This window comes from Arthrobacter sp. 2RAF6, from assembly GCF_052115205.1.
GTDB lineage: Bacteria > Actinomycetota > Actinomycetes > Actinomycetales > Micrococcaceae > Arthrobacter.
Window position 1 is genome coordinate 117,022 of sequence record NZ_JBFRGF010000008.1, and the last position, 22,008, is coordinate 139,029.

23 protein-coding genes and 1 tRNA gene are annotated in these 22,008 nt (G+C 64.3%); 9 read left to right on the top strand and 15 right to left on the bottom strand.

The window, feature by feature from the left end; genetic code table 11:
* Positions 1-192: 192 nt before the first annotated feature.
* From AB4Z38_RS08700 to AB4Z38_RS08710, 3 genes are read right to left on the bottom strand one after another with little or no spacing between them, the layout of a single operon-like run.
* Positions 193-855: an MOSC domain-containing protein gene (locus AB4Z38_RS08700; protein ID WP_441429333.1), complete on the bottom strand. Its 663-nt coding sequence runs from the start codon at positions 853-855 to the stop codon at positions 193-195.
* A gap of 21 nt (positions 856-876) precedes the next feature.
* On the bottom strand, positions 877-1,551 hold the full coding sequence (locus AB4Z38_RS08705; RefSeq protein ID WP_236812356.1) for a response regulator: 675 nt from the start codon (positions 1,549-1,551) through the stop codon (positions 877-879).
* Entirely contained in the window at positions 1,548-3,032 is a 1,485-nt protein-coding gene (locus AB4Z38_RS08710) for a sensor histidine kinase (protein ID WP_441429334.1), read from the bottom strand. Before AB4Z38_RS08710 ends, AB4Z38_RS08705 begins: the two co-directional genes overlap by 4 nt.
* Before the next feature lie 111 nt (positions 3,033-3,143).
* Between AB4Z38_RS08710 and AB4Z38_RS08715 the strand changes: the two genes are divergently transcribed.
* On the top strand, positions 3,144-4,328 hold the full coding sequence (locus AB4Z38_RS08715) for an acyl-CoA dehydrogenase family protein (RefSeq protein WP_441429335.1): 1,185 nt from the start codon (positions 3,144-3,146) through the stop codon (positions 4,326-4,328).
* 15 nt (positions 4,329-4,343) lie between these two features.
* Here the strand turns inward: AB4Z38_RS08715 and AB4Z38_RS08720 are convergent, their stop codons facing one another.
* The 4 genes from AB4Z38_RS08720 to AB4Z38_RS08735 all read right to left on the bottom strand — a co-directional run bounded on the left by AB4Z38_RS08720 (position 4,344) and on the right by AB4Z38_RS08735 (position 8,957).
* Positions 4,344-5,708, bottom strand: coding sequence for an MFS transporter (locus tag AB4Z38_RS08720; RefSeq protein WP_441429336.1), 1,365 nt, complete (start codon positions 5,706-5,708; stop codon positions 4,344-4,346).
* Complete coding sequence (locus tag AB4Z38_RS08725; protein ID WP_441429337.1) at positions 5,705-6,232, bottom strand: winged helix-turn-helix transcriptional regulator; 528 nt, start codon at positions 6,230-6,232, stop codon at positions 5,705-5,707. The genes AB4Z38_RS08720 and AB4Z38_RS08725 overlap by 4 nt, the downstream gene beginning before the upstream one ends.
* Positions 6,233-6,393: 161 nt before the next feature.
* Complete coding sequence (locus AB4Z38_RS08730) at positions 6,394-7,557, bottom strand: cystathionine gamma-synthase (RefSeq protein WP_441429338.1); 1,164 nt, start codon at positions 7,555-7,557, stop codon at positions 6,394-6,396.
* Between the two features lie 14 nt (positions 7,558-7,571).
* Positions 7,572-8,957, bottom strand: a complete 1,386-nt coding sequence (locus AB4Z38_RS08735; RefSeq protein WP_441429339.1) for a cystathionine beta-synthase — start codon at positions 8,955-8,957, stop codon at positions 7,572-7,574.
* A gap of 151 nt (positions 8,958-9,108) precedes the next feature.
* On the opposite strand from AB4Z38_RS08735, the gene AB4Z38_RS08740 reads away from it, so the two are divergent.
* The gene (locus AB4Z38_RS08740) at positions 9,109-9,537 is read left to right on the top strand and encodes a VOC family protein (protein ID WP_441429340.1); all 429 of its coding nucleotides are present in this window, start codon (positions 9,109-9,111) and stop codon (positions 9,535-9,537) included.
* Positions 9,538-9,609: 72 nt separating this feature from the next.
* Here the strand turns inward: AB4Z38_RS08740 and AB4Z38_RS08745 are convergent, their stop codons facing one another.
* Positions 9,610-10,017, bottom strand: a complete 408-nt coding sequence (locus AB4Z38_RS08745) for a VOC family protein (protein ID WP_441429341.1) — start codon at positions 10,015-10,017, stop codon at positions 9,610-9,612.
* Positions 10,018-10,155: 138 nt separating this feature from the next.
* On the opposite strand from AB4Z38_RS08745, the gene AB4Z38_RS08750 reads away from it, so the two are divergent.
* The gene (locus tag AB4Z38_RS08750; protein WP_441429342.1) at positions 10,156-11,148 is read left to right on the top strand and encodes a DNA-3-methyladenine glycosylase family protein; all 993 of its coding nucleotides are present in this window, start codon (positions 10,156-10,158) and stop codon (positions 11,146-11,148) included.
* Between the two features lie 65 nt (positions 11,149-11,213).
* On the opposite strand, the gene AB4Z38_RS08755 is transcribed toward AB4Z38_RS08750, so the two are convergent.
* Complete coding sequence (locus AB4Z38_RS08755; protein WP_441429343.1) at positions 11,214-12,134, bottom strand: hypothetical protein; 921 nt, start codon at positions 12,132-12,134, stop codon at positions 11,214-11,216.
* Positions 12,135-12,272: 138 nt separating this feature from the next.
* Positions 12,273-13,946 (bottom strand): AMP-binding protein, encoded by a 1,674-nt coding sequence (locus tag AB4Z38_RS08760; protein ID WP_441429344.1) that lies wholly within the window; start codon positions 13,944-13,946, stop codon positions 12,273-12,275.
* A gap of 102 nt (positions 13,947-14,048) precedes the next feature.
* On the opposite strand from AB4Z38_RS08760, the gene AB4Z38_RS08765 reads away from it, so the two are divergent.
* A complete protein-coding gene (locus tag AB4Z38_RS08765; RefSeq protein WP_441429345.1) occupies positions 14,049-14,327 on the top strand; it encodes a putative quinol monooxygenase in 279 nt (92 codons plus the stop codon).
* 9 nt (positions 14,328-14,336) lie between these two features.
* Here the strand turns inward: AB4Z38_RS08765 and AB4Z38_RS08770 are convergent, their stop codons facing one another.
* Together AB4Z38_RS08770 and AB4Z38_RS08775 are read right to left on the bottom strand one after the other, a co-directional pair.
* On the bottom strand, positions 14,337-14,708 hold the full coding sequence (locus AB4Z38_RS08770) for a thioredoxin family protein (protein ID WP_059387274.1): 372 nt from the start codon (positions 14,706-14,708) through the stop codon (positions 14,337-14,339).
* A 240-nt stretch (positions 14,709-14,948) separates the two neighbouring features.
* Positions 14,949-15,494 carry an acyl-CoA thioesterase gene (locus AB4Z38_RS08775; protein ID WP_441429360.1) on the bottom strand — a complete coding sequence of 182 codons (546 nt, stop codon included), beginning with the start codon at positions 15,492-15,494 and terminating at the stop codon, positions 14,949-14,951.
* 139 nt (positions 15,495-15,633) lie between these two features.
* Here AB4Z38_RS08775 and AB4Z38_RS08780 point away from each other — a divergent pair, with 139 nt between their 5' ends.
* Positions 15,634-15,858: a hypothetical protein gene (locus AB4Z38_RS08780; protein ID WP_441429346.1), complete on the top strand. Its 225-nt coding sequence runs from the start codon at positions 15,634-15,636 to the stop codon at positions 15,856-15,858.
* A 188-nt stretch (positions 15,859-16,046) separates the two neighbouring features.
* Here the strand turns inward: AB4Z38_RS08780 and AB4Z38_RS08785 are convergent.
* Together AB4Z38_RS08785 and AB4Z38_RS08790 are read right to left on the bottom strand one after the other, a co-directional pair.
* A tRNA-Tyr gene (locus AB4Z38_RS08785) sits at positions 16,047-16,128 on the bottom strand.
* Positions 16,129-16,262: 134 nt separating this feature from the next.
* Positions 16,263-16,511 (bottom strand): hypothetical protein, encoded by a 249-nt coding sequence (locus tag AB4Z38_RS08790; protein ID WP_441429347.1) that lies wholly within the window; start codon positions 16,509-16,511, stop codon positions 16,263-16,265.
* Positions 16,512-16,715: 204 nt separating this feature from the next.
* Between AB4Z38_RS08790 and AB4Z38_RS08795 the strand changes: the two genes are divergently transcribed.
* The 4 genes from AB4Z38_RS08795 (at position 16,716) to efeB (ending at position 21,060) form a co-directional block, all read left to right on the top strand.
* On the top strand, positions 16,716-17,207 hold the full coding sequence (locus AB4Z38_RS08795; protein WP_059387254.1) for a YajQ family cyclic di-GMP-binding protein: 492 nt from the start codon (positions 16,716-16,718) through the stop codon (positions 17,205-17,207).
* Between the two features lie 327 nt (positions 17,208-17,534).
* Entirely contained in the window at positions 17,535-18,416 is an 882-nt protein-coding gene (gene efeU, locus AB4Z38_RS08800; protein ID WP_441429348.1) for an iron uptake transporter permease EfeU, read from the top strand.
* Between the two features lie 35 nt (positions 18,417-18,451).
* Positions 18,452-19,678 (top strand): iron uptake system protein EfeO, encoded by a 1,227-nt coding sequence (gene efeO, locus AB4Z38_RS08805; RefSeq protein WP_441429349.1) that lies wholly within the window; start codon positions 18,452-18,454, stop codon positions 19,676-19,678.
* On the top strand, positions 19,675-21,060 hold the full coding sequence (efeB, locus tag AB4Z38_RS08810; protein WP_441429350.1) for an iron uptake transporter deferrochelatase/peroxidase subunit: 1,386 nt from the start codon (positions 19,675-19,677) through the stop codon (positions 21,058-21,060). Before efeO ends, efeB begins: the two co-directional genes overlap by 4 nt.
* A gap of 54 nt (positions 21,061-21,114) precedes the next feature.
* Here efeB and htpX read toward each other — a convergent pair whose 3' ends face one another.
* A complete protein-coding gene (gene htpX, locus AB4Z38_RS08815; protein ID WP_441429351.1) occupies positions 21,115-21,984 on the bottom strand; it encodes a zinc metalloprotease HtpX in 870 nt (289 codons plus the stop codon).
* Between the last annotated feature and the right edge of the window lie 24 nt (positions 21,985-22,008).

Below are 22,008 nucleotides of genomic sequence, written 5' to 3' on the forward strand. Positions count from 1 at the left end.
CCCAACACTGACCAGTCCTGCCTCAAGAATTGGGCAGGAAAAAGGGATTTCCGGAGTGGGGGATATATCAAGTGTAGGGCACAGATTGCTCCCTTGGCGACATAACCGTCGACGGCGGCGGTGAGCTTGCGCACATACCCGCCCCGAGCGACCTCAAGACCGCCCTTCAGGACGGCCGTCCGAGGGCGGCTTTCAGGCGTCCACCCCGTTGCGGCGCATGAGCTTTTCGAAGGTGTCGTGGTAGTCGGACTGCAGAAGGACCTCTCCGTCCGCCTCGGCGTCGAGAAGCAATTGCATGTCATCGAGGTTGGGGTTGCTGAACCACTGCCCCACCGTGATGCCATGTTTCGGCACAAATAGTTTGTGGATGTAGTCGCCGGCCGAAATGGTGCCGGTCCTGACCACGCGCAGGTAGGTACCGACCCGCCCTGCTTCCGTGAAGCGCTTGACCCACAGCGGTTCATTCATGCGGCGCTGGAAGGTTGCGCAGGGCACACGCGGTGACGTTACTTCAACTTCGACGTCCAGGCCGATCTTCCACCGTTCGCCGATCACGGCACCGCTGGTCTCGATTCCGGCAACGCGGAGGTTCTCCCCGAAGATCCCGGCGGGCATGTCTCGCTGGAGTTCATTCGCCCAGTAATCGGCATCCGCCTGCGAGTACGCATAGAGCGCTTGGTCCTCGCCGCCGTGGTGGATCCGGCTCGCCTGGACGTCGCCGTGGATTCCCAGCTTGTGGACCTTCACCGGCCCGTCAACGGGGCGCTTGTCAATGGCCGTCACTCCCACCGACCCTTCAGGATCGGGCAGGAGCTCGTATACCCGGCAAACAGCAAGCAACGATGCGGTATCCATGAGTACAGTCTACGTACGCAGCTACGGATCGAAGCGATATCCCATGCCGGCCTCGGTGTGGAGATGGCGGGGCTGGGCGGGGTCGCGTTCGAGCTTGCGGCGGAGCTGGGCAATGTAGACACGCAGGTACTGGGTCTCCTTGGCGTAGGCCTGCCCCCAGACCTGGGTGAGGATTTGCTGCTGGCTGACCAGACGGCCGGCGTTGCGCACCAGCAATTCCAGGATGTTCCACTCCGTGGGCGTCAGCCGCACTTCTGCGCCGTCCTTGGTGATCTTCTTTCCAGCCAGGTCAACCAGGAAGTCGGCGGTCTGGAGTGTCGGCACCTCGTGCCGGGGCGCTGCCCGCCGCGAGGCCGCACGGAGCCGCGCCAGGAGTTCGTCCAGGCCGAAAGGCTTGGTCACGTAGTCGTCGGCTCCGGCGTCGAGGGCCTCCACTTTGTCTTCCGAACCGTGGCGGGCGGACAACACGATAATGGGCATACTGCTCCAGCCACGGATTCCCTTGATCACATCCACGCCATCCATGTCCGGCAGCCCAAGATCGAGCACCACGATGTCCACGGGCTGCTGGGCCGCCGCCTTGAGTGCGTCTGCGCCGTTGCCGACGCTGATGGCATGGTAACCGTGGGCATGGAGATTGATTTGCATCGCCCGCGCGATCTGCGCCTCATCTTCCACGATCAGCACGAGGTTCAAGGCCGCCCTCCCGTCCATAGAGGGAGTGTGACCACCATGGTCAGCCCGCCTCCCGGCGTCGCCTCAGCCATGAGCGTACCGCCCATGGCCTCGGTGAATCCTTTGGCGACAGCGAGTCCCAAGCCGATTCCGCTCCGACCGTCCCGGCTGGATGGAGAATCATCGAGTCGTTGGAAAGGCTGGAAAAGCTCCAGGACTGCGGCTGGTGCGATCCCCCAACCGTGGTCCATCACCCGCAGTTCGCTGGCCGGCCGCCCGTCCACCGTGATGCCCGCACCGGTCCGCGCCACCAGCACAACATCGGAGTCAGGCGCGTATTTCACTGCGTTTTCGACGAGGTTCGCCACGACGCGTTCCAATATCCCGGCGTCGGCCTCTATATACGGAAGGTTGGCAGGGAGCTCGTTGCGGATGCGCTCCCCAGGCACGCCTCGCAAAGCCTCCGGCATGATCTGGTGCCAGCCGAGTCCGCGCAGCAGCGGGTTCACGGCATCTGCGGTGATTCGGGACATGTCCAGCAAGTTATCAACCAGGTGATCCAAGCGGTCCGCGTAGTCCTCGATCGTGGCCAATAGTTCGCGCTCGTCTTCGGGGGCAAATCTCACGTCTTCCTGTCGCAGGCTGCTGACAGCAAGTTTGATTCCCGCCAGAGGCGTGCGGAGATCATGGGAGACGGCGCGCAGGATGGAGGTCCGCATTTTGTTGCCTTCCGCCAGGCGCACGTTGTCTTGCCTGCTCTTGACGAGCTGCTGGCGCTCCCGCAACGCCACTACGAAGGCGCCGAATGCGGCGAGCATGCGGCGATGCTGTTCGGAAAGCGGCCCGCCCCGGAGCAGGAGCGTGTAATTGGGATCGACGACGGCGGCATGGTCGGCTGCCGCATGGGTCACCGGCGGTTGAAGCCCGGAGCTTGCAAGGACCTGCCAGCTGGGGCCGGGGGCATCCGGCGAGTCAAAGGTGGAGAGCAGTGTCACCGCGTCCATGCCGAGGTTGACGCGGATCTTGTCCAGGAAAGACTCGAGGCTGCCGTCCGAGCTCAGGATCCGAAGGGCCAGTTCGCTGAGGGCTCTTGCCTCGGCGCCGGAATGCGCGGCCTCCTGCGCCCGTCGGGTCGCCAAACCGACGGCGAGCGCCACGCCGCACGCCACAGCAAGGAAGATGACCAGGGTGAAGAGCGTGGCGGGATCCGCGATGGATAGGGAGCCCACCGGATCGGCGGAGAAGTAGTTCAAGAGCATACTGCCGAGGACGGCCGACACCACGGCCGGCCACAACCCCCCGATTGCGGCAACCGCGGCGGAGACGGCCAGCTGGAAGAGCATGATCATGGCGAAGTTCCGGTATTGCAGCGCGGATACCACGACTTCGATGGCCGAGGGTAGCAGCAGGGCCAGGACGAGGCCCGCCAGAATGCGGCGTCGCCCAATCCCCCTGACTGCCGGTAGCGGCAGTCCCATTGCGTTCACGTCCGCCGCGGCCATGGCTCAATTCTGGCACGGCGCGCGTGCCACGCCGGCGTTGGCAGTCGCTGCAGGACGCTGCAGGACGCTGCGGGGCGCTGCGGGGAACATGTCCGGCCTTAGGATGCTGGCATGAGCCATTCAACGACGAATACCTCCGATGTCCTTGCCCTCGATTCCCTCTTGAGCTCCGAGGAGCTGGAGCTTCGGGAGAAGGTACGCGATTTTACGGACCAGCGGATCCGGCCGAACATCGCCCGCTGGTACGAGGACGCCGTGTTCCCGCGGGAACTGCCGGCGGAACTCGGCGAACTCGGCGTCCTTGGCATGCATCTGGAGGGCTACGGCTGCCCGGGCCGCACCGCCGTCGAATATGGCCTCGCGGCCATGGAACTCGAGGCCGGCGACTCCGGCATCCGCACCTTCGTATCCGTCCAGGGCTCTCTGGCCATGACGGCGATCCACAAGTGGGGCAGCGAGAAGCAGAAGGAACAATGGCTCCCGCGCATGGCCGCCGGTGAACTGATCGGTTGCTTTGCCTTGACGGAGCCGACGGCGGGTTCGGACCCATCGTCCATGGCCAGCTTTGCGCGCCGCGACGGGACGGGCGACGACGCCGACTGGGTGCTGAATGGTTCGAAGCGCTGGATCGGGATGGCATCGATCGCGGACGTCATGGTGGTGTGGGCAAACACCGACGACGGTATCCGGGGCTTCCTGGTTCCGGCCGGCACTCCGGGAGTCACCGTGACTCCCATCGGGGCGAAGCTCTCCATGCGTGCCTCGATCCAGTGCGATGTGGTGTTCGACGCCGTCCGGCTGGGTCCCGAGGCCGTCCTCCCGGGTGCCCAAGGCCTCCGCGGCCCGTTCTCCTGCCTCAACGAGGCCCGGTACGGCATCGCTTGGGGCGCGATGGGCGCAGCCCGTGACTCCTACGAAGCCGCGCTTGAATATGCCGGAAGCCGCATGCAATTCGGCAAGCCCTTGGCCAGCTACCAGTTGACCCAGGAGAAGCTCGTGAACATGCTCCTGGAGATCCAGAAGGGCAGCATGCTCGCGCTGCATCTTGGACGGCTCAAAGATGCGGGCAAGCTGCGCCCGGAGCAGATCTCGGTGGGCAAGCTCAACAATGTGCGCGAGGCAATCAAGGTCGCCCGCGAAGCCCGCACCATTCTGGGCGGCAACGGCATCACGTTGGATTACCCGCCCTTGCGCCATGCCAACAACCTGGAATCCGTGCGCACCTACGAGGGGACGGACGAGGTACACATGCTGGTCCTCGGCCAGCACATCACGGGCGTTCCGGCTTTCCGCTAGGTTTCAGCGCGAGGATCAGGCCCCGAGCGGGACAGGTTCCTTCTTCCCCCCGTCCTTCTTTCTAGTATCCTGGCGGATGGTCGCGCTGATGACGGCGGCCACCGTGCACATCGCTGCGGCGCCGATCCATGCATAGGTGTAGTGGCCCGTGGCGTCGCGGATGTAACCCGCCAGCAACGCGGCGGCAGCGGCCCCGAGCTGGTGCGCAGCGAAGACCCAGCCGAACACCACCGAACCGTCCGCCCCGAACACCTTCCGGCAGATGGCCGCCGTCGGGGGCACAGTGGCAACCCAGTCCAGGCCATACACCACCACGAACAGGATCATGCTGGGTTGCACCGTGGAGCCCAAAAGCACGGGCAGCACCAGCAGCCCGACCCCGCGGAACTGGTAATACACCGCCAGGAGCACCTTGGGATTGAAGCGGTCCGTCAACCAACCGGAAGCAATGGTGCCCACGATGTCGAAGATCCCGACGACGGCCAGCAAGCCTGCCGCGGTGGTTTCCGGCATCCCGTGGTCGTGCGCCGAGGGAATGAAGTGGGTGCCGATCAGGCCATTGGTAGTGGCACCACAGATGGCAAAACCGGCAACCAAGGCCCAGAACGTGCGCACTTTGCTGGCGCGTTTGAGGACCTGCAGCGCCCGCACCGCTGCGTTGGGCGTCTTGGCGCCTTCAGCGTTGGTGCCGTCCTCGACCGGGGCGGCGTCCGCCGTCGTCGGCTGCTCTTCTTCGGCACCGTAAGGCTGGACCCCGACGTCGGCGGGTGAGTTCTTGAGCCAGCGCAGCACGAGCGGCACTACGGCAAGCGCTCCGGCGGCGATGAGCAGCGAGGCGCCGCGCCAGCCCGGGCTCTGCGCAAGCACAGCGATGAAGGGCAGGAACACAAGCTGACCGGCGGCGCTGCCCGCGGTCAGGATGCCGATCACCAGTCCGCGGTTCTTCGAGAACCACGTGTTGGCGATGGTGGCCGCGAAAACCAGTGCCATGGAGCCGGTACCGAGCCCGATCAGCACACCCCAAGTCAGCAGGATCTGCCAGGACTGGTTCACGAACACCGTCAGGGCGGAGCCGAGGCCGATCAGGCAGAGGGCAATCGAGGTGACGGTGCGGATGCCGAAGCGCTCCATGAGTGCGGCAGCGAAGGGCGCGGTGAGGCCGAACAACACCAGGTTGATGCTGACGGCGAGCGACAGGACGGTGGTTGACCAGCCGAATTCCTGCTGCAGCGGCACCATGAGCACACCGGGCGCAGCCCGGAATCCGGCTGCGCCCACAAGTGCCAGGAACGCGACGGCGGCCACCATCCAGGCCGGGTGGAGGCGCCGCTTCCGGGGAGTCCTGCCAGCGGAAAGTCTGGTCGGGTTGGGTGCGGTCATGCGGAGGGCTCCGATTCGTTCGGGAGGTCATGTCTGGTGGGAGCAGTGGCCAAGGCCAGCGGGTGTTCCGATCGTGTGAGGCTATGCCAGCTGGTGTTGGCGGCGGTCAGCCGGGTCCCGCAGTGGGAGCAGGTATCGGCCGACGCCGTCGGCAGTCCGCAACCGCTGTGGATCACGCGCATGTGGGCATTGTCGGCCGGCGCATCGAGATGTTTCTCGGACCAGAGGATGATGGCGTTCAAGACAGGCAAGGCATCTTCGCCCTTGGGGGTGAGGACATACTCTTGGCGCGTGCGGGCGCCATCCAAGTAAGGCCGTTGGGCAAGGAGGCCGGCTTCAACCAGCCAACCCAGTCTTTTGCTGAGGACGTTGTCCGCGATGTGGAGACGCGCCTTGATGGCGTCGAAGCGGCCGTTGCCGAAGAAGACCTCCCGCAGCACCAAGCTGCCCCAAGGGTCTCCGAGGATATCGAGGCCACGTGCCAGGCTGCACGTCCGCTCGGACCAATCGGATCGTAAAGGCATGGTTTGAGATTAGCTGGCTTTTCTAAAGAAAGCTAGGGTATCGCGCGAGGACGCACTCCACTCCTGACCATGTTTGAACACAGATCGGCCGGGACACGCCGCTGTAATGGCGTGTCCCGGCCGATCCGTTGATCAAAGAAGGCTCAGGAACGGAGGGGACTTCAGTCCGTGATGTTGCCGATCGCATGCTCAAGGTCAGCAATCAGATCCTCGACGTCTTCGATGCCGCAGGAAAGGCGGATCAGGTTCACCGGCACGGCCAGCTCGGTGCCTTTGACGGAAGCGTGCGTCATCTCCGAGGGGTAGTTCATCAGGGACTCGATGCCGCCCAGGGACTCGGCCAGCGTGAAGACCTGGGTGGACTCCGCCACCTTGCGGGCCGCAGCTTCCCCGCCCTTGAACTGCACCGAAATCATGCCGCCGAACTTCTTCATCTGCTTGGCCGCGAGCTCGTGGCCCGGGTGGGAAGGCAGTCCCGGATACAGCACGGCTTCAACCTCGGGTCGCTCGAGCAACCACTCGGCCACTGCCTGCGCGTTCTCGCTGTGGCGGTCCATGCGCACGCCGAGTGTCTTGAGGCCGCGGGTCGTCAGGAACGCATCCATGGGTCCCGATACGGCACCGACGGCGAACTGCACAAAGCCGATCTTCTCGGCCAGTTCGGCGTCCTTGACCACGATCGCGCCGCCCACCACGTCCGAGTGGCCGCCGATGTACTTGGTGGTCGAGTGGACCACGACGTCGGCACCCAGGGCGAGCGGGGTCTGCAAGTAGGGCGACGCAAAGGTGTTATCGACGACAAGGAGGGCACCGGCGTCGTGCGCTACTTTGGCGAGCGCCTCGATGTCGGTGATCTTCATCATCGGGTTGGAAGGAGTTTCCACCCAGACGATGCGGGTTTTGTTCGCCGCGACGGCCGCCGCAACGGCGTCAAGGTTGGACATGTCCACTGGTGTGTTGCCGATGCCCCACTCGCCGAGCACGCGGTTGATGAGCCTGTAGGTTCCGCCGTAGGCGTCGTTGCCGAGAACGATGTGGTCGCCGGGCCGCGCAACGGCGCGGATCAGGGAGTCCTCCGCGGCAAGGCCCGAGCTGAAGCTGTATGCATGGGTGCCGCCCTCGAGCGCGGCGAGCTGTTCCTGCAGAGCATCGCGGGTGGGGTTGGTGCCGCGACCGTATTCGTAGCCGTCACGCAAACCGCCTATGCCGTCCTGGGCATACGTCGAGCTGAAGTGCACCGGCGGAACCACAGCGCCCGTGCGCGGTTCGAAGGCCTGGCCGGCGTGGACGGCACGCGTGTTGAATCCTGCTTCGTTTGCAGACATATGAACTCCTAGTGTCAGTTGCTCAGGTAGGCGAGAAGGTCGTGGCGGGTCAGGATGCCCACGGGAGCTCCCACGAACGTCACCATGACGGTGTCGACGTCGGACAGCAGCTCGCGTGCGGCGGAGATGGTTTCAAGTGAGCCGATCACCGGCAAGCGCTCCCCCATATGCTCGGAGATCTTGTCGGTCAATTTCGCCTCGCCGCGGAACAGCTTGGTGGTCAGCGAGCGCTCATCGACGGCGCCGAGGACCTCGCCCATGACCACAGGTGGTTCCTGCGAGAGGACCGGGATGTGCGAGACCCCGAATTCGTTCATGATGTTGATGACATCGCGGACGGTCTCGTTGGGGTGGATGTGGACGAGGTCCGGCATCTCGCCGGTCTTGGACTTCAGCACCTCGCCAACCGAGGCCTCCTCGCCACCGGAGAGGAAACCGTAGGAGCGCATCCATTTGTCGTTGAAGATCTTGGCCAGGTAGCCGCGGCCGGAGTCCGGCAGGATCACGACGACGACGGCTTCCTCGCCAAGGTCTTTGGCCACCTGGAGCGCGGCCACCACTGCCATGCCCGAGGACCCGCCCACCAGGAGGCCTTCCTCGCGGGCCAGTCGCCGGGTCATCTCGAAGGAGTCGGCGTCGCTCACGGCAATGACGTCGTCCGGCACGGTCTTGTCGTAGTTGGCCGGCCACATGTCCTCGCCGACGCCTTCCACGAAGTACGGACGCCCGGTGCCGCCCGAGTAGACCGAGCCTGCCGGGTCTGCGCCGATGACCTTGACGCGGCCGCCGTCGGACACCGGCCGGTTGGCGGACACATCCTTGAGGTACCGCCCCGTGCCTGTGATGGTGCCGCCCGTGCCTGCGCCGATCACAACGTGGGTGATCTTTCCGTCGGTGTCACGCCAGATCTCGGGCCCGGTGGTTTCGTAGTGGCTGCCGGGGGCGGCGGGGTTGGAGAACTGGTCCGGCTTGTAGGCTCCGGGGATTTCCGACACGAGCCGGTCGGAGACGCTGTAGTAGCTTTGCGGGCTGTCCGGGGCCACGGAAGTGGGAGTGACCACAACTTCGGCGCCGTACGCCTGAAGCACGGCGCGCTTGTCCTCCCCCACTTTGTCCGGGACAACGAAGATGCATTTGTAGCCCTTTTGCTGGGCCACGAGGGCAAGTCCGACGCCGGTGTTGCCGGAGGTGGGTTCCACGATGGTTCCGCCTGGCTTGAGCTTTCCGTCCCGCTCTGCTTCCTCGATCATCTTCACCGCGATGCGGTCCTTGATGGAGCCGCCCGGGTTCACATATTCGAGCTTCACCAGAATGGTGGCTTTGATGTCCCCGGTCACGTGGTTGAGCTTGATGAGCGGTGTATTGCCAATGAGGTCCAGGACGGACTGGGCGTACTTCATAGGTACCAAGTTACCGCTTGGTCGGGAGTGCTTCGGTGCAGCAGAGGGTCGGGGCGGTGGCGGGTCTGCGTCTAGCCATCCATGTCTAGCCAAGGGATGGCCTCGCGGGGCAAGCTAGCGGGGGACACCCTCCAAGGAAAGGACATGCACCATGGATTGGACCCTCGAAGTGGTTGTGCTCCCTGTGAGTGACATTGACCGTGCCATCGAGTTCTACCGCGACAAAGTGGGCTTCAACCTTGACCACAACACCACCAACGAGCACATGCACGTGGCGCAACTGACCCCACCGGGCTCCGGATGTTCGATCGTCGTCGGAGACCTGCCGGCGCAGAGCGAGATGGCGCCGGGTTCCATGCGGGGCCTTCAACTGGTGGTCGCGGATGCGCGCGCTGCACGCGAAGAATTGCTCGGCCGCGGGGTCGAGGCCAGCGAAATCACCGTCTTTGACGAGCGCGACGGCGGCACGTTCTTCGGCTTCAGCGATCCGGACGGCAACACGTGGGCGGTGCAGGAACTCAAGGTCCGCGCCGAGAAGCCGTTGATCCCGGTGGAGGCCCGCGGGCGTTTCGGGGGATAGTTTCGGGGGAATAGTTTCGGGGAACAGGGTCAGCCCAAGACAATCCCGCGAACTAGCCCCCGGGCAATCGGCTCACTCAGCCGGTACAGGGCCGGCTGCCGAAGAGTCGGTCTGCCAGAGGCCCAGGATGTTGCCTTCTGTGTCCTTGAAATAGGCGTAGTAGCCCATGCCCGGAACGGCATCCTTGCCTTTGACCACCGAACCGCCGGCACTCTCGATTTGGCCAAGCGAAGCCTCGATGTCTTCGACGTCAACCGTGATGACGGGCGTCTTCAGCTCTTCCGAGCGCGGGAACAATGCACCATTGATAGCCCCGGGCGCGCTCGGCATGCCGGTCTGCGGGTCTGAAGGCGTGGTGATTGCGATCGTGTAGTCCATCTCCTGCATGGGGTTGAGCATCCAGCCGAAGGCACCCTGGTAGAAAGTGTTGGCCCGCTCCTTGTCGTCCGCGGGGATTTCAAAATGCACCACACCGGCCATTGCGTTCTCCTGAGATTGTCATGGAAGGCGCAGACGCCCCGCGCCACACGTGGAGTCTAGTCGTGTGGGTTTCGCGGCGTAAGGGCTTGGACGCCGCTCTTTTGGAGTGTTGTCGGACGAGCGTGCGACCATGAATGAATGACCCTCGTCGATGTCCCACCGGCCGCAGCGGCTGCGGCCGACGCCTCCGTGCGATGGCATCCCGGCGGCCCTTTCGACCTTCTGCAGACCCTCGGAATCCTCATGCGCGGCAACGGCGATCCCTCGTTCGCGGCGCGGCAGGACGGTGTGTGGATGGCCTTCACGACGCCGGACGGTCCGGCCACTCTGCGCCTCACCGCCGCGGGAACCGGCCAAGACACGCATGTCGATGCCCAAGCTTGGGGCTCCGGGTCGGGCTCCGCCATCGCCTCTGTGCCTGAACTGTTGGGAGGGAGCGACGACTGGTCCGGCTTCGACGATGCTGCCTTCCATGCCACGCTTCCGCGGATGGTCAGGGAAGCCCGACGCCGGAACCTCGCCGTCCGTTTACCTACCACCGGCCGGGTGGTGGACTCCCTCGTGCCCACGATTCTTGAGCAAAAGGTCACCACTATCGAAGCCCGGCGGGGCTACCGCTACCTGATGTACCGGTACGGAACCGCAGCCCCCGGCGGTGGCCGCCTTTCGACGTCGAGCCTGCCGTCGGGCCTGCTCGTCGCACCAACCGCCGCGCAGTGGTTGGCCATTCCTTCATGGGAATGGCACAAGGCCGGCGTGGGTCCCCAACGTTCGGCAACCGTCATGCGGGCGCTGCGATCCGCCGTCGCGCTTGAACGGCTCGCCTCACTCAGCGCGGCCGAAGCCGGGGCCAAGATGCAAACCATTCCGGGCATTGGCATATGGACGGCTGCCGAGGTTGTCCAGCGGACCCATGGCTGCCCGGATTCGATCGCGGTGGGCGACTACCATTTGGCCTCGTATGTCGGTTACGCGCTGACGGGCAGGAAAACGGACGACGCCGGAATGATCGCCCTCCTGGAACCCTGGCGTGGGCACCGGCAGCGGGTAGTCCGCATGCTCGGGCTCAGCGGCTTTCGAAAGCCGACGTTCGGACCTCGGATGACCATCCAGGACCACCGAGGACACTAGCAACGCGGGGTCACTTACGGCCCAAGTTGCTGCCCGACATGGGCCGTAAGTGACCCCGCGTTGGCTTAGACGGAGCGGAGTTTCGCCCGCTTGACCCGGACGATGAGCCCCGTGAACCCTTCGGCCAGGTCATCGGCGTTGGCCTTGAAGTAGGACCAGCCGGCGCTGGTGAAGGCCTCGTCCCTCCGGTTGTCCCTTGTCTGCCGTTCCCGCGCGAGATGCGGGGCACCGTCATACTGCACCGCGATCCGGAACCGCCGATACCCCAGGTCCGCGGACGGTGACCACGGATCGTCCGGATCGAGGCGGAGCTGCAATTCCGGTTCAGGCAATCGCGCATCCACCATGGCCAGCCGCAGGAACGTCTCCGGAAACGAGTCTGCTCCGACCCGCATGTCTTCGAGGGCAAGCCGGGCCTTCTCCACGCCTTTCATGTTCGGATGCTGCCGGATCAGGAGACGCAGCCCTTCCTTGTTCGCGTAGGGCTCCGTCCTTCCTTCAAAGCCCGGCCGGGGTATGCGGATCAATTGGTCACCCATGGCAATCACGTACGGCAGCGGCAACTGAAGCGCCAGATCAAGCCACGTCCGGGAAGGGGAAGACACCGGAATTCCGTCTATTTCGGTGACTTCGCCCGGGAGGACATGGACCCGGTGCCCCGTCACTCCGGTCCGGCGGACCCGTGGAAGCCCATGGGGCTTGCTGAGGTGGACTGTCTCACCGCCCCCGAGCCACGGAGGAAGGCCGAGCCGGGTCAGTACCGCGGCGCTCTCGTGGGACACCCAGGCACCCAGTGTTGCCGCGGCAAGGACCCGCGCCCGTTCGGCAAACGCAAACTCACGACCCGCAGGCAAGTAAATCAGGCGGCCGCCGTCGGACACATCCCTGGCCCGGAGACGCTTCGGAGCGACGCCAAGCACCCGGGATTCATAGACCGTGAAAGGACGGCTACTGAGTTCTTTCGGCAGCGGCATGATGCGGACCATGGGATCCAGTTTGGCCCCAAACGGACCCCGCCAAGGAGTTATCCACAGGCAGACTTCCAACCACGCCAACGCGGGGTCACTTACGGCCCATGTTGCCGCCCGATATGGGCCGTAAGTGACCCCGCGTTGGATCAGAGGTCAGAGTCCCAGGCGGGCGATCGCTTCTTCGCGCATGTCGATCTTGCGCACCTTGCCGGACACCGTCATGGGGAAGCTCTCCCTGATGTCCACGTACCGCGGGATCTTGTAGTGGGCCAGTTTGCCGCGGCAGAACTCCTGCACTCCGTCCAGGTCCAAAGCTGCTCCCGGTTTGAGGATGATGCAGGCCATCAGCTCTTCGCCGTACTTGGCATCAGGAACCCCGATGACCTGGACGTCCTGGATGGCTGGATGCCGGTACAGGAACTCCTCGATTTCGCGTGGATAGACGTTCTCTCCTCCGCGGATGACCATGTCCTTCATGCGGCCCTCGATCACGATGAAGCCGTCCGGGTCCATGCGGGCAAGGTCGCCGGTGTGCATCCAGCCGTCGTCGTCGATAGCCTCGGCTGTCTTCTCCGGCTGGCCCCAATACCCGGCCATGACAGCGTAGCCCCGCGTGCACAGTTCGCCGATCTCTCCGCGCTCCAGGGTTTCGCCGGTGCTTGGATCCACGATCTTGGACTCAAGCCGGGGCATAGTGCGCCCGACCGTCGTGGTCCTCTGCTCCAGCGTGTCCCCCGCGAGGGTCATGGTGGACACGGGCGAAGTCTCGGTCATTCCGTAGCAAATGGCCACGTCCCGCATGTTCATCTCGGAGATGACGCGCTCCATGACCTCGATAGGGCACAGCGAGCCTGCCATGACGCCGGTGCGCAGCGTGGAGAGGTCGTACGAGGCGAAATCGGGCAAAGCCAACTCGGCGATGAACATCGTGGGCACCCCGTACAGCGAGGTCCCGCCAAAATCCTGCACGGCTTCCAGGGCGGCGGCCGGGGTGAATCCACGGCCCGGAATGATGGTGGCCGCGCCGAAGCTCAGGGCGTTCAGGTTCCCGATGACCATGCCGAAACAGTGGTAGAACGGCACAGGCAAGACAACGCGGTCGCGTTCCGTGTATCCCAGCAGCCTGCCGATTTGGTTGCCGTTGTTGAGGATGTTGTGGTGGGTCAGCGTGGCACCCTTGGGGAAGCCGGTGGTCCCTGAGGTGTATTGCAGATTGATCGGATCGTGCGGGTCCAGTTCCGCCATGCGAGTCTTGAGCGCCGGGGGCGCGACGTCGTCTGCCCGCTTGAGCAGTTCGGCGTACGTCAGCTCGGCGTCAGTTTGCGGTTCGCCTGCGTTGAGCATGTCCAGTCCCAGATCGGGAAGGAACACCAGCTCCCGAAGCTCAGGACAGCTGGCCAAAGCCTCGCGGGCCATGCCCACATAGTCGCTGTTCTTGTCCGATGGAGCCGCCACCAGCATCCGCATGCCGTTCTGGCGGACCACGAATTCGAGTTCGTGGCTGCGGTACGCCGGATTGACGTTGACCAGGATCGCGCCGACCTTCGCCGTGGCGTATTGCAGGATGGTCCATTCGGCGCAGTTCGGGCTCCAGATGCCTACCCTGTCACCCTTGGCGACGCCCGTGGCGAGCAGCGCACGCGCGAGCCGGTCGACGTCGTCGTTCAGTTTTTCGTAGCTCCAGCGCCGAGCCTCATCGCCGGGCACCACGGCGGCTTCGATGAGCGCGTCCCGCAGCGGAAACAGCGCCGCGACTCGTTCAAAGTTGGCGCCGATTGTCTCTTCAAGCAGCAGGACGTCAGTGTCCCCGGCTGTGTAGGAAAGCATGAACGCACGCTACCAACTCCACGGGGCCAAGAGAAGACTTTTGCTTGGAAGTCCTACAAAATATTTCAGGGCCTTGCCCGGCCAGCCGGTAATGTGAATCCCATGAGTGCACCCATTGACCTGCAGGCCACGTTCATTCCCAACGACGGCGAATTCTTCCGCGTCAAGCTCGCGCTGGAAATCGCGATCGACGAAGTGGTGAACGAACCCGGCTGCATCCGCTACGAGCTCACCGAAGCCAACGAGGACAAGCTGGTCCTGACCGAGCAGTGGGCCTCCGAGGCACACCTCGACATCCATTCCAAGGGCATCGCCGTCCAGGACCTCAACGAATCCCTCAGCGCACTGCTGGCTGAGCCGGTGAAGCTCGAGCGCCTCTAGGAGTTTCGGTCAGGAGTTTTCTGCGCGCTGCTTTGCGATGTGCGCGTGGACCTCATCCATATCGAGCCCCTTGACGGCTTCGATGACCTGCTCCAGCTGGGGTCCGTTCAGTGCGCCTGGCTGCGAGAACACGAGGACCTTTTCGCGGAAGGCCATGAGCGTGGGGATCGAGGAGATACCGGCTTCGGCCGCAAGCTGCTGCTCGGCCTCGGTGTCCACCTTGGCGAAGAAGACATCGTCATGCTTCTCGGAAGCGGCCTGGTACGTGGGGGCAAACTGCCTGCAAGGGCCGCACCACGCAGCCCAGAAATCCACCAAGACAATGTCATTGCCCTCGATGGTCGATGCGAACTGCTCGCCGGTGATGTCAACTGTAGCCATGCTTCCACGGTACGCGACCACGCCGTCTAAGTCGCCCTTGTTCGCTACCCGGCAAACCGGGAATAAACCACGACGGCGCGCGGCCGGGTTGGCTCAGTCCGGCACCTTCAGCTAGTGCCAGAAGTGCGGGGCGGTCTTCCCAGGGTCGAGTGGTTGGCGCCGCCCGGCACCTTCCGTTAGTGCCAGAGGTGCGGGGCGGTCTTCCCAGGGTGGAGTGGTTGGCGCCGCCCGGCGCTGCACCTAGTGCCAGAGGTGCGGGGCGGTTTTGCGGGCGCCGGGGAGCGCGTTGTTCTCGCGCCACTCGTGGATCCATTCGGAAAGCTCGAGGTCTGCGGGAGGCTCGCCGAACTCGGCCAGGATTTCCTCCTGGCTCACGGGCCGGCCCTTGGTGACAAGCCGGGTGGCAATGTGCGCCCGGGCGTAGATCTCGCCGTCGACCACCATGCGTTGTTCAAAGTAGATCGCTTTGGAATCGAGCCCGATGATCTTGGACTCGATCGTGTATTGCTGCCAAAGCTGTAACGACTTCCGGAACGCGATGGTCTCCCCCGCTGCCACCGGGCTCCAGCGGCGGCGGCGCATCTTTTGCCAGATCCCTGCGCGCACCATGAGGTCGAAGCGCCCAAGATCCATCAGCGAGAAATACATGCCGTTGTTGACATGCATTGCAATGTCGATGTCCGTGGGCAGCACACGCATGGGCAACGAGGACGTACCCCAAACGCTGAGCCGGCTCCGCCTGGACGAGGTGAACAAGAGCAAGAGGGTTCGGAGAAGCAAATGCATAAACGCCATGTTACTCCTCAGTAACATGGCGGGACAGCTTCGTTTTGTGTGTCGCTACATGGCATGTCGTTTACCGCCGGTTCACGTGCCCCGGGAAGAATGTCTGAAAACAAATTGCAGAAGGTATCAAGGAGATCCCGTGAGCACCATCCAAACCATCAGGGCACACGCAGATGTGTGGCCGGAACTGCCGCTCCATCAGGAGTTGGTGTTGCAGGACACCCGCGGCAACAGGATCATAGGCACCTTGGACGGCATGACCGAGGATCGCAGCACGCTCTGGATCCAGTTGTCCGGCGGCCTGGGCCGGCAACTCGTGCACCACCAGGACGGGTACTGGCTGGAGCCAGGCAGCGCGAGCTAAACCAGCGACACGGAAATCCACTGGCGACACCCCTAATCACTGGCGACACCCGAATTCGGGTGTCGCCAGTCCATTTGCGCGTCGCAGACGGTTTTCGGGGTCGAGCGGGCCCCGCGTCGAAGCGCCCGCCCAAACAAAGGAGGCACAAAAAAATCCCCGGAACCAATGGTTCCGGGGATTTAATTTTGTGGCAGATGAGGGATTCGAACCCCCGTAGGCGTTGCCAGCTGATTTACAGTCAGCCCCCTTTGGCCGCTCGGGTAATCTGCCGAACTTCAAAAGAAGTCACTCCCGATCATCGTTTCGTTTCCGATCCGGTAAGCGCGAGCAAGACAACCTTACAGAACTTCGGCCGAAGAATCGAATCGAGGCCTCGAGGGCCCAAAATCGGCGGAAATCTCAGGCTAACCAAGAATCCGGCCAGCCAGCTTGGCCTCGAAACTGGCCGCCTGCTCCAGGGTGATCTGGTTGAGCTGCACGGCCCGCAACAAGTCCGCGTGGACGCCATCCATCCGCGATGCCGCGTCCGGGACCGGGCTCAAGACCACGGAGGCCGCGAGCGCTGCGGCTGCAACTGCGGTGGCGGCGACTCCGATTGAACCGGCGGCGGCAGCAGCTGACTTGGTGACGTAGCGGACGGCTTGGTTGCTCATGGTGCTCCCTTTCAGGATGGGCTCTTCAAACTGATCCAACTCTGTCGGGGCAGTCTCAGTTCCGGCCATGTGTGTGCTGTGAGTGAACTGTGAACGCTCGGCACACGCCGGGCGCTTCCGTATTAGGCTGGTTGGCAGACAAAGCCGCCCGTTTCCGGGCCGCAACGCACCCATCAAACGCAACGCACCAATCAAAGGAGAGTCATGGCAGGCGAATCCACATTCGACGTCGTCAGCAAGGTAGACAAGCAGGAAGTCGCCAACGCGCTCCATCAGTCCCAGAAGGAAATCGCACAGCGGTACGACTTCAAGGGCGTCGGCGCCGAGATCGACTTCAGCGGCGAAAAGATCCTCATGAAAGCCAATTCCGAGGACCGCATTCTGGCCGTTCTGGACGTGTTCCAGTCCAAGCTCATCAAGCGCGGCATCTCCCTGAAGTCCCTCGACCAAGGCGAGCCTTACCCCTCCGGCAAGGAATTCCGCCTGGAATGCTCCATCAAGGAGGGCATCGCCCAGGACATCGCGAAGAAGATCAACAAGATCATCCGCGACGAAGCCCCGAAGTCCGTCAAGTCCCAGATCCAGGGCGACGAGCTCCGCGTCACGTCGAAGTCCCGGGACGACCTGCAGGAAACCATGAACATCCTGAAGAAGTTCGAAGAGGCCGACCTCCAGTTCGTGAACTTCCGCAGCTAAGACTTTGTTGCGGCCCCGGCCGCCATCCAGAAGTACGACGACGGCGCGTTGCCCCCTGAGCGGGCAATGCGCCGTCGTCGTTAATGCGGCTGTCGTTAATGGGACCAGGCGCGTCACGCCGCGCAACTTTTTGGGGTCGAGGTCCGGCGAAGACCCAGGGATTCCGCGACTACACCGATTCACGAAGACCAAAGACTGCAGCGCGTGACAACCACCCGCGCGTAATTTCCGGCAATTACGAAACCCTTCTTTTGCGTAATCATGCCTAACGGGTACTGTACTTTCTTAGGCGAGCCTAACTGTGGCTCCCCTAACGAAAGATTCCACATGACCGCGAACTTCCTGATCGGCCTGCGTGAGGGCCTTGAAGCCACCCTCGTTGTGGTCCTTCTTATGGCCTACTTGGTCAAGACCGGACGGCGCTCGCTGCTCCCCCGGCTTTGGGCCGGCGTCGGCATCGCTGTGGCCGTATCCATCGCTTTCGGGGCCTTGCTCACCTTCGGTCCACAGGGACTGACTTTCGAGGCGCAAGAGGCGATCGGGGGCGGACTGTCCATTGTCGCCGTCGCGCTCGTTACCTGGATGGTCTTCTGGATGGCGCGCACTGCCCGCAGCCTCGGCGGCGAGCTGAAGTCCCAAGTGGACAAAATGGCAGACGGCGCCGCGTGGGGCCTCGTGGTCGTGGCGGCACTCGCGGTGGGCCGCGAAGGGCTCGAGACGGCGCTGTTCCTTTGGGCTGCTGCCCAGGCCGCCGGCGAGTCGTCGCAGCCGCTGCTTGGCGCGCTGCTCGGCCTGGCCGTTGCCGCCGGGCTCGGATACCTGCTGCACCGCGGAGTCCTCAAGGTCAATCTCTCGCGGTTCTTCACCTGGACCGGCGTCGGCCTCATCGTGATCGCGGGCGGCGTGCTCGCCTACGGTATCCATGACCTCCAGGAAGCTGGAATCCTGCCCGGGCTCCGCAACCTCGCGTTCGACGTCTCAGCGGCCATCCCGCCGTCGTCCTGGTACGGCACCCTGCTGAAGGGCACCCTCAACCTCTCCCCGGCCACCACCTGGCTCGAAGCCGGTGTTTGGTTGCTGTACGTGATCCCTGTGCTCTTCTTCTACCTCCGGGCCAACGGTTCCGTTCCCGCGAAATCTTCCGGCAACGCCGCTGCAGGAAACGCGGCCGCTTCCCAGGCCGCTTCCCACGCCGCCAACGCCGCCTAAACGCGTCCCGCACCCCACAACAGAAGGAAAACCCCATGCCTGGCACTCCCCTGCCCAAAACAGCGCTGCCCAAAATACCGCTGCCCAAAATCGCCTCCCGCCGTCGGAAGTCCCTCGCCCTCGTCGCCGCGGCCGCCGCCGTTCCGCTGGTACTCACCGGCTGCACGGACAACGCGAAGACTCCCGGCTCCAGCGCCGCCGCCGGACCGATCCAGGTCACCAGCACCAAAACCGAGTGCAACGTCTCCACCGGCAGTGTCCCGAGCGGCAACCTGAGCTTCGCGGTCAAGAACGAAGGCTCGGAAATCACCGAGTTCTACCTCCTCGCCGAGGACGGCTTGCGGATCGTCGGCGAAGTGGAGAACATCGGTCCCGGCCTGACCCGCAACCTGGTGGTCACGGCTCCGGCGGGAAAATACACCACGGCGTGCAAACCAGGCATGCAGGGCGACGGAATCCGCGCAGCGTTCGAGGTCACGGACTCCGGAAACAAAACCGGCATCGATGCCGATTTCCAGAAGCTTGTGGACACCGGCGTCCAGCAGTACACCGCCTACGTCAAAGACCAGACCGAGCAACTCGTGACCGGCACCAAGGCCTTCGCCGACGCCTACGCCGCGGGCGACGCAACCAAGGCCCGCGCACTCTACGCCGCGACCCGCCTGCACTGGGAGCGGATCGAACCCGTCGCGGAATCCTTCGGCGACCTCGACCCCAAGCTCGACGCACGCGAAGCCGACCTTGAGCCCGGCCAGGAATGGACCGGCTGGCATCGCGCGGAGAAGGACCTGTTCCCGCCGGAAGGCTACACGGCGCTGACGGCCACCGAGCGAACGAAAATCGCCACGCAGCTCGTCTCCGATACCGAGGAGCTCGGCAAGCGCACCCGCACTGTGGTGCTCTCCGCGGACAAGCTCGGCAACGGCGCCAAGGAACTCCTGGACGAAGTCGCACGGGGCAAGGTCACCGGCGAGGAAGAAATCTGGTCCCACACTGACCTCTGGGACTTCCAAGCCAACGTCGACGGCGCCCGGATCGCCTTCGAAAACCTCAAGCCCGCGCTCGCCCAGAAGGACCCCGCCCTGGCCACGAGCCTCGACGAGAAGTTCGCTGCCCTGCAGGCCGAGCTCAAGAAGCACGCCAAGGGTGACGGCTTCGCGTACTACAACGAACTTAGCCCCGCCGATGTCCAGCAGCTCGCCGCGCTGGTCGACGCCCTGGGAGAACCATTGTCCAAGCTCACCTCAGCCGTGGTCCTGTGAGCGGCTTCCCTTTCAACCACGAGCCCGCTGAGGCGCCCGACGGCGGCACCCAGGCTGCCGCCGTCGGGCCCGGCGGGGCCGCCGTCGCGTCCGCCGGGGGCGGCACGGGCGGCAAGCGCGGCCTGTCCCGTCGCGGACTGTTCTCCCTTGCCGGCGTGGGCGGCGCCGGTGCCGTGGCGGGCCTTGCCGCCGGGTACCTCAGCCATGACGCAGTGGCAGCTCAGGCGGCGCCCGCCGCAAGCAGCGTGGTTCCTTTCTACGGCGAACGCCAAGCCGGCATCATCACTCCCGCCCAGGACCGCCTCCACATCGCTGCCTTCGACGTCACCATTGAGGACCGCGCCGCACTGATCCAGCTCCTGAAGGACTGGACTGCTGCGGCCGAAGCCATGACAGCCGGCCGTACAACGGGCGCGACCGGCGCCGTCGACGGTCCCTACGACGCGCCGCCGGAGGACACCGGAGAAGCCCTCGATCTGGCGGCAGGCAAGCTGACGTTGACGTTCGGCTTTGGTCCGGGCCTCTTCGAAAAGGACGGCAAGCCCCGCTTCGGCCTGGAGGGCCGCAGACCCGACGCCCTGATTGACCTGCCGCGCTTCCCGGGCGACGCCCTCGAGGCCGCGCGCACCGGCGGCGACATTGTGGTCCAGGCCTGCGCCGACGATCCCCAGGTCGCCGTGCACGCGATCAGGAACCTCGCACGCATTGGCTTCGGCAAAGTCCGGGTCCGCTGGTCCCAGCTGGGCTTCGGTCGCACCTCGTCCACGTCCCGTGCCCAGGCGACCGCGCGCAACCTTTTCGGCTTCAAGGACGGCACGGCCAACCTGAAGTCGGAAGACCCGGCACTCCTGGACGAGCACGTCTGGGCCACCGCCGGAACCCGCTCGGGTGAAGCGTGGATGGCGGGAGGCAGCTACCTTGTCTCCCGGCGGATTCGGATGCATATCGAGATCTGGGACCGGACTTCACTGCGCGAACAGGAAGGGCTGATCGGCCGCACGAAAGGTGCGGGAGCGCCATTGTCCGGAGGGGAAGAATTCACGGCGCCGGACTTCGGGATCAAAGGGCGCGACGGCGAGCCGTTGATCGCCCTGGATTCCCACGTCCGCCTCGCCCACGCGGACCAGAACAACGGCGTCAAGATGCTTCGCCGCGGATACAACTACACCGACGGCTCGGACGGGCTCGGCCACCTCGACGCGGGCCTGTTCTTCATCGCTTTCGTCAAGGACCCGCGGACGCACTACGTGCCCATGCAGATGGCCATGGCAAAGAGCGACAAGCTGGCCTTGGAATATCTCAAGCACACGGGCTCCGGCCTGTTCGCAGTGCCCCCGGGCATTAAGGCGGGCGGCTTCATTGGTGAGGGCTTGTTCGCATGAAGCCGCCCGTCGTCGAACGCGGCACCGGTACTAGGTGACTTACGGGGCCGCTGGCTAGGAAAGCGGCCGTCCAGCCATCCGCTCGAGCCGCTCGATGCGCTCACGCATGGGCGGGTGGGTGGCGAACAGCTTGGTCATGGCCCCGCCGCGGAACGGGTTGGCAATCATGAGGTGTGAGGTATTCACGAGGCGCTGATCCTGTGGCAGCGGCACCTGCTTCACGCCCGCTTCGATCCTACGGAGGGCTGAGGCGAGCGCCAGCGGGTCGCCGGTGAGCTCCGCGCCGTCGTGGTCGGCGTCGTACTCCCTCGTGCGGGAAATGGCGAGCTGGATCAGCGAGGCGGCAAACGGCGCCAGGAGCGCCATGGCGATCATGGCAATCGGGTTGGCGTTCCGCCGGTCCCCGCCGCCGAAGAACAGCAACATCTGGCCCACCGAAGTAATGACACCGGCGACGGCGGCCGCGATGGACGAGGTGAGGATGTCGCGGTTGTAGACGTGCATGAGTTCATGCCCGAGGACGCCGCGGAGCTCGCGCGCGTCGAGCAAGTTCAGGATGCCCGCGGTGCAGCACACGGCGGCGTTCTTCGGATTGCGTCCCGTGGCGAAGGCATTGGGGTTCATGGTCGGAGAAACGTAGATCCGAGGCATGGGCTGGTTTGCCCGCATGGAGAGTTCCCGGACGATCTGGTACAGCTGGGGCGCCTGCGCTTCCGGGACCGGGTAGGCGGCCATGGAGCGGATGGCGATCTTGTCGCTGTTCCAATATCCATAAGCCGTTGTCGCGATGCCGATCACTGCCATGATCCAGATGGGCGACGCACTGCGCGTGCCCACACCAATCACGGCTCCAAGTCCCAGCAGCACCGCCCAGAGCACACCGAACAGCGCTGCTGTCTTCAGGCCATTGTGATGATTATGCACTTCACTACTTTCTTGCAGTTCTCT